Raw genomic sequence first — 14,866 nt, 5'->3', positions numbered from 1 at the left:
GGGGTTATTTGGAAGTTCTGTGATAGGTACTTCCATTTTACACTGAAAATGGTGGTTATTTTTCTTTATTTGAACCTATTTACTACACTAGGCACGCGCACATTTTATAGGGTTCAAGTTCAGAGTCGATTGGCAGGTGTTCATAGTATGAACAATTTGGACAATTATATTTTCATCGAATATAGTAGGTTATATCTAATCAAACAATAAACAGGTGATTTATAATGCGAAAAAAGTTTTTTAGTTTAAGATATAAGGTTTTAGGGTTTACGTTTGCTATTGTGCTTTTTGCTGTATTATTAGTGGGATTCGTGTCGTATCAAAATTCTTCCCTAGTAATTCAGGAAAAGGTGAGTAATTCGAATCTTAATACAGTTACTCAAATTGGGCACAATATGGAATTTATTTTAGATGACATCAACAATGTTTCGTTAAATTTAATTCAAAATCAAGAAATTCGTGATTTCTTGAAGTTGAATTATCATGAACCAGAAGATGTGATCAGGCGTCAAAAGGTATTGGTTGAACAGTCTATCACTTCACAATTTGGCTCTCTTTCCTTTGTGGATTCTATCTATATTAAAAGTTTTAACGGGATTTCTCTAGATACGAGTGGCCGAAAAGATTCGATATCTCCAGAGTTAGAGGATAAGATCATTGCAGAAAATGGTGGAAAAGTGTGGGGAGTGGATAAGGTTGTTGATTACAATGGTTCCGTAAAGCATGTCATTTCGTTGATGCGCCTTTATAATAACATCCACCATCTTGAAGATGATCTTGCTATCTTGAAGGTTGACATATCAGAAGAGTCCTTTGCCAAGTTTTATATGGAGAATGAATTAGAGGAAAACAGTCGTTTTATGATGTTAGGTCAGAATCATGAGATTATTTCAAGTGATAAGTCCGAGGAAATTGGTGAAAAGATAAGTCAAGATCTGATAGAGAAAATCGATTCCGATCAAAGTAATGGCTTTTATGAAATGAAAATTGATGGGGAACCCCATTTAATTACCTATTATCATTTGAACGGATTCCCGTTTACCTTAGTTAATGTCGTTCTATTACATGAGTTGATTAAAGAAAATAAGGTTGTTAAAAAAATCACTTTAGCTGTCATTGTGTTCAGTTTTTTACTATGTGCTATTTTAACTGTATTTTTTACGTCCCGTGTATTAGGACCACTTAAACAGCTACAAGGATTAATGGCGGATGTGGAAAAAGGGGAGTTTAATCATACGTTCCAATCTAAAAGTAATGATGAAATCACTTTATTAGGTAAAAGCTTTAATCACATGTCTTTACGGCTGAAAGAACTAATCGATAAGGTTTACATCGCAAAGATGAATCATCAAGAAGCAGAGTTTAAAGCTTTACAAGCACAAATAAACCCTCATTTTCTTTACAATACACTGGATACGATTTATTGGATGGCCCGTATAGAAAAAGCATATGAATCAAGTAAACTTGTTCAAGCTCTTTCAAACCTTTTCCGTTTAAGTTTAAACCGTGGACAAGAGCTGACGACGGTTCAAGAAGAAATTCGTCATTTAGAAAACTATATTATGATTCAAAAAGTTCGATATGAGGAAATTATTACTTTTAATCTTAACGTCGATGAAGATGTCTTATCTTGTAAAACCATTAAGTTAATTCTTCAGCCATTGGTTGAAAATGCTATCTATCATGGCATTAAGGCGACAGGAGATACAGGAAAAATTGATATTAACGTCAAGAAAGAAAAAAATAAATTAGTGTTTGAAGTGATCGATGATGGAGTGGGGATTGACCTAGAAAACATCAACAAAGTTTTAAACGAAGAGATTTCGAATAAGGGGGGATATGGGATAAAAAATGTTCATCAAAGGATTCAGCTTTCTTATGGTGACCAATATGGAATTAGCTTCGAGCATTATGATGAGAAGGGAACCAAGGTCACGGTAAGGCAACCAATTATGAAATAAACTTGTTTTTGTTAGGAACAAACATGTCGGGAAAATCTTTAAAGCTTCTATCTTGTGGCTTATCCTGTAATGATTTATGGCGTTGTCACTGAACCGTACAAAGACAATAAAGATGAATTGTTTCATTTAATAACTAACATGAATCCGCTATCAAATCTAATCTTCAAAGAAGGATAAGATTTCTGATATTTTTATAGTTTAGCCCCTATTTTCACCTCGCCGCTGAACCTTATAATCTAATTAAGCTTTTAAAAAACAGTCTTGAAAGCGAAATCATTAAGGAGGTACGTAAGTTATGAAAAGAAAATTAGGTATTTTATCTTTTATTTTAGTCCTGTTCGTAAGCGTATTCATTACAGGGTGTTCAAGTTCAGCGGAAACGGCGGACGAATCCAATGGATCTGATAGTAAGTCTGGTGGGGATGAAAAAATTACCATCAGTTTTATCCATAATACACCAAAAGCTGAGATTAACCAGGCAGAAGGTAAAGCATTCTATGCTCAGTTAGAACAGTTCAAAAAAGATCATCCAAATGTAGTTGTAAAAGATGAAGGGTATACCTCTGACGACTACCGTACAAAAATTAAAACATTAGCAGCAGCAAATGAACTTCCAGATGTTTACTTATTAGAAGGAAGCTTTCTTCCGAATTTCTCTGAAAACGGTTTAATTGAACCGTTAAACGATACGATTGAAAACAAGGCAGACTGGACAGAGAACTTTATGAATGATGCTTTCGCTGATATGACTTATAACGGGAACATCTATGGGATTCCAAGTGATATGAAAGCAACATCACTAATTTTCTATAACGAAGATATTTTTAAAGAAGCAGGTGTGAAGGAATTCCCTAAAACATGGGCTGACTTCAAGGACGCTATCATAAAAATCAAAGATGCTGGGTACACTCCAATTGCATTAGGTAACAAAGATAAGTGGGTATTACAATCTTGTTTCTTAAGCACATTCGGTGACCGTTTTACAGGTTCTGATTGGTTCTATAGTGCACGTGATGGTGAAGGCGCGAAATTCACTGATCCAGAATTCGTAAACGCCTTAGAAGAAGTGAAAACACTTACTGAGATGGGTGCTTTCAATACTGATATGAATAGTATTAACAATTCAGCTCAACGTACAATGTTCTATAACAAAAAGGCAGCGATGTTCTTTGAAGGAGCTTGGGCGGTATCAGCAGTTGTCAATGACGCGCCAGAGGATGTGTTGGCTTCGACGCATTTAGCTCTACTTCCAGCTGTTGAAGGTGGAAATGGAAATGCGAACGCAGTATCTGGTGGAACATCATATGGTTATACTATCAATCCTAAATTATCAGATGAGAAAAATGAGCTTGTTCTTGAGCTAATCGAAGCATTAACTGGCAAAGGTTATGCGGAAACATTAAAAGAAAATAGTGGTTTCCCTGTATATGTAACAGAAGAGTTTGATAATAGCAAACTTCCAAAGTTAACTCAAGAATACTTCGAATTAACAGAGAAGAGTAATTTCACTCCTGTATATGACATGAAATTATCACCAACTCCAGTGGATGCAATTAACACTGGTTTACAAGAAATCACAATTGGTGTGAAAACACCTGAACAAGTTGCAGAAGAAATCCAAGATGCATTGGAATCTGACCAATAAGTAGAATAAAGAAGAATATTGATAGATGGCTATCAATATTCTTTCTTTCTACTTTAGCGTTCCAAGGAAAGGCGTGATATATTATGAAAAGTTCAGCGTTAAGACCAAAGTGGTACGTGATCTGGGGATTACTGCTCCCGACTATTTTGCTATATGGGTTTGTTGTTATTATTCCTTTATTCAATTCTATTCGTTATAGTTTCTATAAATGGATGGGTGGTCCCCTTAATAACTTTGTAGGTTTAGATAATTATAGTCGATTAATCCATGATGATGAGTTTTGGGGTTCATTCCAACACACGATGTTATTTGTGGTGCTTTGTATTTTAGGACAAATCGGAATCGGCTTTTTACTCGCCATCTTTGTAAATTCTAAGCTAGCAAAATTCCAAAGTTTTCACCGTATCTCTATCTTTTTCCCTGTTGTTGTTTCTGCGGTTGTTATCGGATTTATTTGGTCAATTATTTATAATAAAGATGTAGGTATCTTAAATTGGGTTTTACAATCCTTTAACTTAGATAATTTAATTGTTCCTTGGTTAGATGATCCAAAGTATGTCATGTATAGTGTTACTGCTCCAATTATTTGGCAGTATATCGGGTTATATATGATTATTTTCTTAGCTTCCTTACAATCCATTCCACAGTCGCTATTTGAAGCTGCTGAAATTGATGGGGCAAGTGGCTGGAAAAAAACAATCCATATCACTATACCTATGCTAAATGGGACATTCTTGGTTGCGCTCATGCTATGTATTGCCGGGAATATGAAAGCCTTTGATCACATTTTTGTTATGACTGGTGGAGGGCCAGGTAATAGTTCCATGCTGATGTCTTTATATGCTTATACTATGTCCTTCGATCGTATGCAAATGGGGTATGGTAGTGCAATTTCGATCGGGATGTTAGTGATTAGCTTGACGATCATTGGTTTAAGTAGAAAGTTACTTGGAGGTAATCAATCTTGAATACGACAACTGTTGTTGACAAACAAACTAAACAAACTAATCCTAATCTAAAGAAAGTTAAAACAAGTAATGGGATTAAAAGAACTGCATCCCTTATTCTAAATGTTTTTCTATTTTTATTATCAGCTACTTGTTTATTTCCAATCATTTGGGTTGCCTATTCGTCTCTTAAAACGCAAAAGGAATTTAGCTTAAACATTATTTCTTTACCAACACAATTTCATTTTCAAAACTTTATTGATGCTATAGAAATCACGAATATGGGAACATTGCTATTTAATAGTACGTATGTCACGGTCATCTCTGTTGTGTTGACATTAGTTCTTGGATTTGTGACAGCTTACGTGTTATCCCGCTTTACTTTTAAAGGAAGAGCTATCGTTTATACACTTTTCTTATTAGGAATGTTAATTCCAATTCATAGTTTACTTATTCCAATCTTTGCTCTATTTAATTCTGTAAACATCGCGAACAAATGGTATACATTGATTTTTCCAAATGTTGCGTTTAACCTACCGATAGTTATTTTCTTGATTGAAAACTTTATTCGTACGATTCCAAAAGAGCTAGAGGAAGCGGCCTATATTGATGGAAGTTCTATGTTGAAAACGATGTTTTATATTATCTTACCGATTTGTAAGCCAGTATTGGCAACGGCTTTGGTTTTAAGCTTCTTACACACGTGGAATGAGTTTCCGTTCGCGCTAGTACTGATTAATGATCAAAATCTTCGAACCATTCCTGTTGGCCTTGCTAACTTTACAAGTTCATTTACAGTAAATTATCCACAATTGATGGCAGCTCTTGTAATTGCTATTTTACCAGTAGTTATTGTGTATTTAGTTGCTAATAAACAAATTATTAAAGGGATGGCTGCTGGGGCTATCAAAAGTTAAAGGAGCATTTTGAAGATATTCTAATCTTATAGAGGGAGGAAAAGCATGTCAACCATCGTTGTATTTTATGATGACGCCTTTCCATATCCTGGAGATCGTCCAAGCAAACAACAAATTGAAAAATTACAGCAGACGTTTGTGATTGCGGATGCTGATACATTAGAGCAAGAATTAGGGGAGGCTGATAGTTTCATCAACTTACACGGCCCCTATTTTCCAAAGGCAGCTTGGCCTGCCATTTTTTCTTTTGTGAAAAAAGGTAGAGGTCTGGTTCACGTTGGTGGAGCACCATTTAAGATTCCTGTTTATAAAAAGGATGGCGAATGGTGCGAGGAAATTGAACAAAACGCTTATCATCAGCAACTAGATATTCATGAGACGCATGAAGTGGATGTGGAGCGAATCGATCATTATGTTTCCAATGATACGTTTCCAGTCGTTGATCAAGATGAGATATTGCTAGAAGTGAAGCCCACTTATTCATTTACTCTACACGTGACACGAAAGAAGGACTATCCAAATGAAAATGGATCAGGGGGGCCAATGGATGCCCATTTTTATCCTCTCCTTAAAGGGATTAGTAAAAATGGACGTGAAGCTGCAGCCCCAATGGTTTTGTTAGAGCATACTAAAGGACAATTTACAGGTGGAAGATGGATTTTTTTAAATCAAGAAATTACAGATGAATTTTGGAATAATGGGGGCGTAGAAGCTCTACAAAAATGGGGGAAATTCTGCTTAAAAGGTGTAACAGAAATCTGGGTGAAAACCAATTATGCGTCTTATCATCCTGGTGAACAGCCTCGATTAAGCATTCAAACTCAAGCCTTACAGCAGGAAAACTCACTTAAACAAAACTGGACTTTCCAGCTTTCATTGGTGGCGGATTCGGGTGTAGAAGTTTGGTCATCGCAAGTGAGCTTACCTGCTTCAGATGAAATTGAGTATCAACAATTTTCAATTACACACCAGGTGAAGACTGGTTATTACCATTTAACATGTAAAGCAATTGATGAGGATGGAGAGTGCCGAATTTTCCATCATGGATTTTGGGGATTTGATCAAGATCTGCTTAAGGAAGGAAGTGCCTTAGCGTGCGAACGGGATTATTTTGTGAAGGACGAGCGACCGTTTCCAATCGTAGGTATGACCTACATGACTTCAGATGTTGCGCGTAAATATCTGTTTTTACCGAATGTATCGGCTTGGGACCGAGATATGCGGCAAATGAAAAAGGCTGGAATTAACTATATCCGAACAGGATTATGGACGGCTTGGAAAAGTGTTATGTTTGTCGATGGTCATGCGTACGAAGAAGTATTACGTGGAATCGACGCCTTTATTTTAACGGCCAAACGACATGATTTAGAAGTGACTTTTAACTTTTTCTCTTTTACTCCGGAAACGTGGGAAGGAGAAAACCCATATTTAGATCCAAGAAGTGTAAATGCGCAAAAGCGTTTCATTGCTGGGGTTGTATCCCGTCATAAAGAAACGACTAATATTCAATGGGATTTGATTAACGAACCATCAATGTTTAATCCGAAGAAAATCTTTCAAGGTGCACACACCAGCGGCGATCATTTCGAACGAGAAGCTTTTATTGAATGGTTGAAAAATCGTCATAAAAACATTCGTGTTTTACAAGAGCATTGGAACATGACACCGGATGAACTTCCGAGTTTCGAATCAATCGAATTACCGAAACAAGAAGAGATTAACTTTAAAACAACGGAAAAGCAAGATATGAAAGGCAACCGTTGGCTTGATTATAGTTTATTTTCTATGGAAATGCATAATCGTTGGGCGCGCCAATTAACGCAAACGATTAAAAAGATTGCTCCAAATCAGCTTGTAACGGTTGGGCAAGATGAAGCGTTGGGAGGGAAGCGTCCATCGCCATTCTTTTACGCAGAAGCTGTTGACTATACAACCGTTCATTCTTGGTGGCTGATGGACCACCTGGTTTGGGATGGCATTTTTACAAAAGATCCACACAAACCAAATGTTGTTCAGGAAACAGGCATTATGCATGTGGAACGACCAGATGGAAGATCGAAGCGATCTGAGAAGGAATTGAAATCGATTCTTGAACGGAAATACGCGTACTCCTTCGCAACAGGTGGAGCGGGTGCTGTCCAGTGGCTTTGGAATACGAACCATTACATGGACAATATTAACGAATCCAATATTGGAGCTATTCGGTCCGATCAAACGGAAAAATTAGAAACAGATGTATCTTATGATTTTGGGGCTTTTATTCCGAAAATACGAGACCTTTTTAAAGGACGTAAGCTGGAAGATGTGGCAGTAATTTATCCATATTCGAATGACTTTTCTAATAGAGATGTTGCCTTTGCGTCGACTGCAAAGTTAACACGAGTTATGAACTACCATCTACGCGTACCTTTCCGTGGATTGAGTGAGTATCATTTAGATACTTTAGCAGAGCATCCACCAAAATTAATTATTGTCCCAAGTGCCCATAATTTCGAAACCGATGCTTTTGAAAAGCTGATGAAGCATATCGAAGTTCATGGTGGAACGCTCTTGTGGACTGGACCATTAAACTTAGATCCTTACTGGCGGCACAGACCGAGAACAGAACTTTTTGGGAAGACAAAACCCAGCAATATTGTTAGGGAAGAACGGATTGAGGTCGACGGTGTTGAATATCCTGTATCCTTTTTAACGGATCAGCAGTTATCTGTAACATTTGGGAAAAATAGATTAGCGGAACTTGAAAAGGAAGTCTTGGTGGAGGGATCTCGCCATGAACAAACAGGTTCCAAATTGTTGATGAAGGAAGTAGGAAAAGGGAAGGTCTTGTGGTGTTCACTGCCAATTGAGTTAAATAACAACGATGAACCGTTAAAAGGTGTTTATCAAAAGGCATTGAAAACCGCAGATGTCCAATCAGGACTCGAGTGGATCAAAGGGTATGAATTAGCCGGTGTATATGGTCGAAGAGTCGATTTTGAAGGTGGAAGTCTGTTTGTCTTCGTTTCCGAAGATTCGTTTGATAATGAGCTTACGATTAAAGATAAAAAAACGAATAAGGTATACGAGTTTACAGTAGAAAGCGATCGTACCGTCATGTTTGCGACCAATCGCAATGGAATAGTCACCGCTGTTTATCGCCCTGATGAGGTGAATGTAACGACCCCCTAGTATTTGTACACTAAAGCAGTCATTGGCTATAATAAGGACAGAGTTGACTTGCTTGGAGGGAACCTCATGATAAAAATTATGATAGTCGATGATGAAGCGATTATACGTAAAGGGATCAAGTTGTCGATCAATTGGGCAGAATATGGCGTTGAAGTTGTTGGGGAAGCTAAAAATGGCGTTGAGGCCTTAACGAAAATAAGTGAATTTGAACCTGATATTGTTTTAACAGATATCCGTATGCCGGTGTTAGATGGATTAGGATTAACAAGGGAAATCCGTGAAAATTATCCTCATATCAAGATTGTTATTTTGTCAGGGTATGATGATTTTGACTATGCCAAACAAGCGCTAAAGCTAAAGGTAGAGGATTTTCTATTAAAGCCCGTTGGATCGGAAGAATTGATCAAGCTCTTTGTGAAACTAAAAGAGCAAATTGAAGTTGAAAAAAGTGAGAATGAGGCAAAAAAGCAATATGATCAGTTGAAGCCTATTGTACAAGGAAAGTTGATTAAGAGAATTGTAACCAACCAATGTACACAGGAAGAGGCTGAGACCCAGGCTCAACCGTTAGATTTATCGATTCGGGGACCATTTTATCAAGTTTGTCTGGTCGAGATTGATAATTATGATATAAACGAACAAGATAAGTTCAAGATTTTTCATGATATAAATGAAATGTTAGAAGAAAAAGTGGGTGCAATCCTAGGCGATTGGCAAGGTAGTCAACTCATTTGTTTAATGAATCTAGAACAACAAAATAAAAAGATGATCATTAAGACGTATAAGCATGTTCAAGAACTCATTTTTCAAGAAATGAAGGATACCGTGACGATTGCCTTTGGATATGTTTATAAAGCCTTTGAATCAATTCAGGATTCTTATCTGGAAGCACATTCTGCCTTACAAGAGAAAATGTATCGGGGCGAAAATGTCCTCTTATTCTACCAAGAAGCTCTAAACGAAGTGACGGAGGACGTATTATATTCAAGTGAGTTGAACCAAGCCTTCATTGAAGCATTAAAACTGACAAACAAACAGGAAATTAGAAAGTTAGTAGATCAATTGTTTGAGGAAATAATGGAGAAGGCTGTATCTTACACGGAAGTAAAGGCCCTCTGTATACGCTATTTAATCGCTTCAGAACAAGCTCTATTAGATTTGGGAATAGGGAAGCTAGAATCGGAAGTCATTGATGATATTAACAAATATAAAACGATAAACGATATGAAGGCTTGGTTTGAAGACAAATACTATGGTTATATTGAGCGAATCGAACAATCCAAAAACAAGAAGTATCAATATATTGTCAAAGCAGCAATGGAATATGTGCAGGAGCACTATCACGTGCCCATTACGTTAGATCATATATCGAAAATTACCTACGTTACGCCAAATTATTTTAGCAGAATTTTTAAAGAAGAAACGAATCAAACCTTTGTCGATTGGATGAATCATTATCGAATTGTCAAAGCAAAAGGATTGCTTAAACAAGATCGAAAAGCCAAAACCGCTGAAATTGCAGAGAAAGTAGGCTATAACGACTATAAGTATTTTTCATATACATTCAAAAAGTACACAGGCAAAAGTCCAAGGGAATACCGAAAAGAGTAGAAATGAGGGAATCCTATGATTAGAGCAACGGAAAACAATATTGAATTAACGAGTCCTACCATGATTCCAAAGGCATCGGGCTATTTATGGAATGATGAGATGATGATTCATGTGAATTGCCGTGGGTATGCGGTTGCACAGTTCATGCAACCAGAACCGGCCAAATATTCGTATGCTCCCAATTTGGAAGCGAAAACGTTTATGCAGCCTGAACAACCTTATTACGCGCATCATCCTGGTCGTTTTATTTATATAAAAGACCAGGATAACGGTGAAATGTTCTCTGCCCCATATGAACCGATGCGTGTGCTTCCTGAAAAGTACACATTTTCTGTAGGGAAACATAATATCAATTGGAAGGTAGAACATAAGGATATTTTGATTGAAATGACTTTAAGCTTACCGAAAAAAGAGGCGATGGAACTTTGGCGTGTAAAAGTTACCAATCGATCTGAAAAGAAACGAAACATAAGTATCTATCCTTCGTTTACGATTGGATATATGTCATGGATGAATCAGTCAGGTGAATATCATGAGGATTTGCAAGGAATTATTTGTTCATCGATTACACCTTATCAAAAATATCAAGACTATGATAAGATCAAAAATCTCAAAGATAAGACCTACCTTTTAGCCGATCGAAAGCCGGTTGCTTGGGAAGTGAACCAGGGGGAATTTGAAGGTGAAGGTGGGATTACAAATCCATCTGCTCTACAACAAGATAAACTATCAAAAGGAGAGTCAAGATATGAAATGCCGATTGGCGTACTCCAATATAATTTGGAATTAAACCCTGGTGCGGAAGAAGAGTATCGCTTTGTGTTTGGACCGGCAAAAACTGACGAAAATGTAGCTCGCATTCGTGAGGAGTACTTTATACAAGATGGGTTTGAGCAAGCGGAAATCGAGTATGCAAACTACATTGCGGAAGGTAAAGGGAGCATTCAGATTAAAACACCAGATGCCGAGTTAGATAATTTTGTGAATCATTGGTTACCACGCCAAGTGTATTATCATGGGATCACAAATCGTCTGTCCACAGATCCGCAAACGCGTAACTATTTACAAGATAATATGGGGATGATCTATATCAAGCCGGAAATTGCACGAGGCGCTTTTCTGATGGCGTTAAGTCAACAAAAAGCGAGTGGAGCAATGCCGGATGGAATTATTTTGCATAAGGATGCCGAGTTGAAATATATTAACCAAGTCCCTCACACTGATCACTGTGTTTGGTTGCCTATTTGTTTAAGTGCTTACTTAGATGAGACAAATGATTACGGTATTTTAGATGAAATTGTTCCATTTTCAGGTGTCAAGGAAGAAGCAACGGTGTTTGAACATATTAACCGCGCCATGCACTGGTTGATTAATGATCGAGATGAGCGTGGCTTAAATTATATCAACCAAGGGGATTGGAATGATCCAATGAACATGGTTGGCTATAAAGGAAAAGGTGTTTCTGGTTGGTTAACGACTGCTTCAGCCTATGCGTTTATGATTTGGGCGGATATCTGTGAAACGGTTAATCAAGCAGAAACTGGTAAAGAGTTCAAGCAAGAGGCTGACAAATCAAATGAAATCATCAATAAATATTTATGGGATGGCAACTGGTATGCCCGTGGAATTACAGATGATAATGTCGTCTTTGGAATTAGTAAGGATAAGGAAGGTAGAATTTTCTTAAATTCCCAAGGATGGGCGCTTTTAAGTGGTGCGGCTAATAAAGAGAAGAAAGAGAAATTATTAAAAGCCGTAACGGAGCAGTTAGAATCTCCTTATGGTGTTGAGATGTTAGCGCCAGCGTATACAAAAATGAGAGTCGATGTCGGACGAGTAACGCAAAAGCATCCTGGCTCTGCAGAAAATGGCTCTGTGTATAATCACGCCGCGATATTCTATATTTATGCCCTCTACACAGCTGGGGAGGAAGACAATGCATATCGTCTCCTTCGTAAAATGATTCCGGGACCTGATCTTGAGGATATTAAACAACGCGGACAATTGCCGGTATTTATTCCGAACTATTACCGTGGTTCCTATCGTCAAATCCCACGCACAGCCGGTCGCTCAAGTCATCTATTCAACACTGGAACTGTCTCATGGGTATATCGTACGTTAATCGATGGATTATTTGGTTTACAAGGGACAAAGGAAGGTCTTCGCATTAAGCCGCAACTTCCGTCTCATTGGGAGGAGGCTTCTATCCAACGCTCGTTTAGGGGAGTAGAACTCACAATTGATATAAAGAGAGAAGATAATGTTGATAGTATAGAAGTCTATTTAAATGGTGAATATGTTGAAGATGGAGTCATTAAAGATTTAAAATCCGATTCTGAATATAACATAAAGGTGAAAATTCCGTTAGCTAAATAAATGATAAACAGAGAAAGTGTGTGCATTCTATGTTCAGGTACAAACATGTGCAACATCAATTTTTATAAGAAGCTGTAATGTTAACTCATGCAGAGGGAAATTTTATGACCTCTGCTTTTGTATTAAAAGAACCGCCAGTTAAATAGGTGGGGTGATGCTTACCACACCGAACCATAAACAAATATTTATCGATTTTAGTTATTACGTAGAGTTTGTTCTGTATATGAAAAATGGTGTTATAACCAAAGTGAAGCGGTCTGTATGAAAGGCTAAAAGGTGACTTTATTAGGTCACCTTTTATTTGTGGTAGGGCTGATTATGTAAGATGCGATATGCTCGGTAAATCTGTTCAAACATAATCGTTGTCTTTAATCCAATATCAATTTCCATTGGACTATTGTTAAATATCTCATCAGCAGTTATATTCTCTGTTCCGATTATAATAACAACATCCGACTTTCCTGAAATACCAAGGATATCTATTTTCGCCGAAAGACCCTCAGAGCTAATCATCCCTTCCTTGTCAGTTGACACAAGGATTTTATAATATTTATTGGTGATTTTCTTTAAGAGTGATTCCTCATTTTTAAACTTCTGTAATTTTATTTTAAAGTACCTACTCAAACGCTTTTCATATTCCTTTATTCCTTCTTGATAAAACTTTTCTATATGGCACTTACGATATAAAGTTTAAAGTTCATCTGCAAAACCTCAAATATATTAAGAATTATTAAAATTTATGCTTTGTGCTTTCAATTATTATTCAGCATAGCCAAGATCATTTAATGTTAGATCTTGAAAGTTCTCTCCTAGTTTATAAGACGTAACTCGTTTGTTGCCACTTGCCGGTTGAATAATTCCATTTTCAATCCATTGGTTAGACCATTTAGAGATTGTCCTTGAATGAACTTGAAATAATTCTGCTATTTCTTTTGGTTTTACAGGCCTATTTTTTTCTATTAGATAACGCAACAATGTTTTTTCATTTGGTTCAAGACGGCTAATCTTAGGATCTATCTCATTATTAGCATAACGTTTTGATAGATTTGCAACTTTTTCAAATGCAAGGGCCATGATTCGAACAAAGTATTCAATCCACGGGGCCAGATCTTTAGGTGCATTTCTTCCATTATAATAAGTGGGGGGAAACCCCATTTGTAAATTTTGATAATATCCTTGTAGGTCTTCAACATAATATTCTTCCATAGAATGAAATCCTTTTACATCATAATCAGCTAAAGACAAAATGTAAGAAGCAAGTGCTCGGGCAGTTCTTCCGTTCCCATCTTCAAAAGGATGTATTGTTAAAAACTGATAGCTTGCAATAGCAGCTTTAATTGGAGCAGGCAGTTCGTTCTCAATTTTTATCCAATCTACAAATTCTGACATCAGGGAAGGAACATCCGAATATTCTGGTGGTATGTAATCTGGTTGTCCACTGATATTATCAAAAACTGCAAATAAAACACCAGGTGGAGTAGGCCCTCTATATTCACTTTTAAATGGCTTCCTTCCTACTCCTTGCTGAATAATAATAGAATGGAGTTTCTGTATAAAAGTTTCTGTAATTTGAGTTCCTTTTTGCTTTTCTCGGGTTAAATAGGAAAGAGCTTCCCAATAATTTCGTACTTCCTGTTCAGCAGGAATACGTGCTTGATTCTGTTTTTGTTTGACCACACGCGATACTTGTTCGATGTCTAAATTGTTTCCTTCAATTCTCGTGGAATAATGAGTCATTTTAAGCTTTGCTTGTTCTTTTAATTCACGCTCAATATGAGCTGGAATGGGCATTACTTCAACTATTGCACGAGAGTGTTGAATTGACATCAAATCTCTAACCATAATATTAGTATATGAAAACGACGGATGATACAATAGATTTCCCATCCTTTACAAAATTTTTTCTACACTAATTATACCTTATTGGTACTTAAAATGTCTTTAAATATTCCTTATTTGTTCCTTAATCATTCTCTATTCGTTCTCTAATTTTTCTTTAATTGTTCCTTAAAATTGAATTATATATCAATAATAATAGAAAACATTATTTCCAGTTCTTATGTCACGGTGATGCCTACCATAAATAGTGGTAAAGCAGAAAGCTAAAGTCGTCTTAGATAAGGAGTTATTATTTAGAATCTTTAAAAAACAAGGATACCGTACTTAATTAGTAAAATAGTAAGGTATCCTAAGTGAACTTGTTATACAAATTGGATTGAAATTAGCCTTCCGCAAACC

Annotated in this window: 10 protein-coding genes; 8 read left to right on the top strand and 2 right to left on the bottom strand. The window is 36.7% G+C overall.

Annotation, left to right across the window (positions count from 1 at the left end; translation table 11 throughout):
- The first annotated feature begins 224 nt into the window (after window positions 1-224).
- From JOC48_RS17300 to JOC48_RS17270, 8 genes are all read left to right on the top strand, one after another.
- Window positions 225-1,961, top strand: a complete 1,737-nt coding sequence (locus JOC48_RS17300) for a cache domain-containing sensor histidine kinase (RefSeq protein ID WP_204501668.1) — start codon at window positions 225-227, stop codon at window positions 1,959-1,961.
- 54 nt (window positions 1,962-2,015) lie between these two features.
- Window positions 2,016-2,138, top strand: a complete 123-nt coding sequence (locus JOC48_RS21595) for a hypothetical protein (protein WP_275580770.1) — start codon at window positions 2,016-2,018, stop codon at window positions 2,136-2,138.
- Window positions 2,139-2,256: 118 nt separating this feature from the next.
- Complete coding sequence (locus tag JOC48_RS17295) at window positions 2,257-3,606, top strand: ABC transporter substrate-binding protein (protein WP_204501667.1); 1,350 nt, start codon at window positions 2,257-2,259, stop codon at window positions 3,604-3,606.
- Window positions 3,607-3,689: 83 nt separating this feature from the next.
- A complete protein-coding gene (locus tag JOC48_RS17290; protein WP_204501666.1) occupies window positions 3,690-4,574 on the top strand; it encodes a carbohydrate ABC transporter permease in 885 nt (294 codons plus the stop codon).
- On the top strand, window positions 4,571-5,470 hold the full coding sequence (locus tag JOC48_RS17285) for a carbohydrate ABC transporter permease (RefSeq protein ID WP_239584450.1): 900 nt from the start codon (window positions 4,571-4,573) through the stop codon (window positions 5,468-5,470). The genes JOC48_RS17290 and JOC48_RS17285 overlap by 4 nt, the downstream gene beginning before the upstream one ends.
- A 45-nt stretch (window positions 5,471-5,515) precedes the next feature.
- Window positions 5,516-8,641 (top strand): beta-galactosidase, encoded by a 3,126-nt coding sequence (locus tag JOC48_RS17280; protein ID WP_204501665.1) that lies wholly within the window; start codon window positions 5,516-5,518, stop codon window positions 8,639-8,641.
- A gap of 66 nt (window positions 8,642-8,707) precedes the next feature.
- Window positions 8,708-10,252, top strand: a complete 1,545-nt coding sequence (locus JOC48_RS17275; protein ID WP_204501664.1) for a response regulator — start codon at window positions 8,708-8,710, stop codon at window positions 10,250-10,252.
- 15 nt (window positions 10,253-10,267) lie between these two features.
- Window positions 10,268-12,628: a GH36-type glycosyl hydrolase domain-containing protein gene (locus JOC48_RS17270; protein ID WP_204501663.1), complete on the top strand. Its 2,361-nt coding sequence runs from the start codon at window positions 10,268-10,270 to the stop codon at window positions 12,626-12,628.
- A 297-nt stretch (window positions 12,629-12,925) separates the two neighbouring features.
- Here JOC48_RS17270 and JOC48_RS17265 read toward each other — a convergent pair whose 3' ends face one another.
- On the bottom strand, window positions 12,926-13,252 hold the full coding sequence (locus tag JOC48_RS17265; RefSeq protein ID WP_239584449.1) for a 23S rRNA (pseudouridine(1915)-N(3))-methyltransferase RlmH: 327 nt from the start codon (window positions 13,250-13,252) through the stop codon (window positions 12,926-12,928).
- Between the two features lie 135 nt (window positions 13,253-13,387).
- The gene (locus JOC48_RS17260) at window positions 13,388-14,455 is read right to left on the bottom strand and encodes a Fic family protein (protein WP_204501662.1); all 1,068 of its coding nucleotides are present in this window, start codon (window positions 14,453-14,455) and stop codon (window positions 13,388-13,390) included.
- Window positions 14,456-14,866: the final 411 nt, after the last annotated feature.

Source organism: Aquibacillus albus, assembly GCF_016908325.1.
GTDB classification, from domain to species: domain Bacteria; phylum Bacillota; class Bacilli; order Bacillales; family Amphibacillaceae; genus Aquibacillus_A; species Aquibacillus_A albus.
Note: the sequence above shows the minus strand (reverse complement) of the source record. Positions and strands in the feature narration are given on the sequence as shown.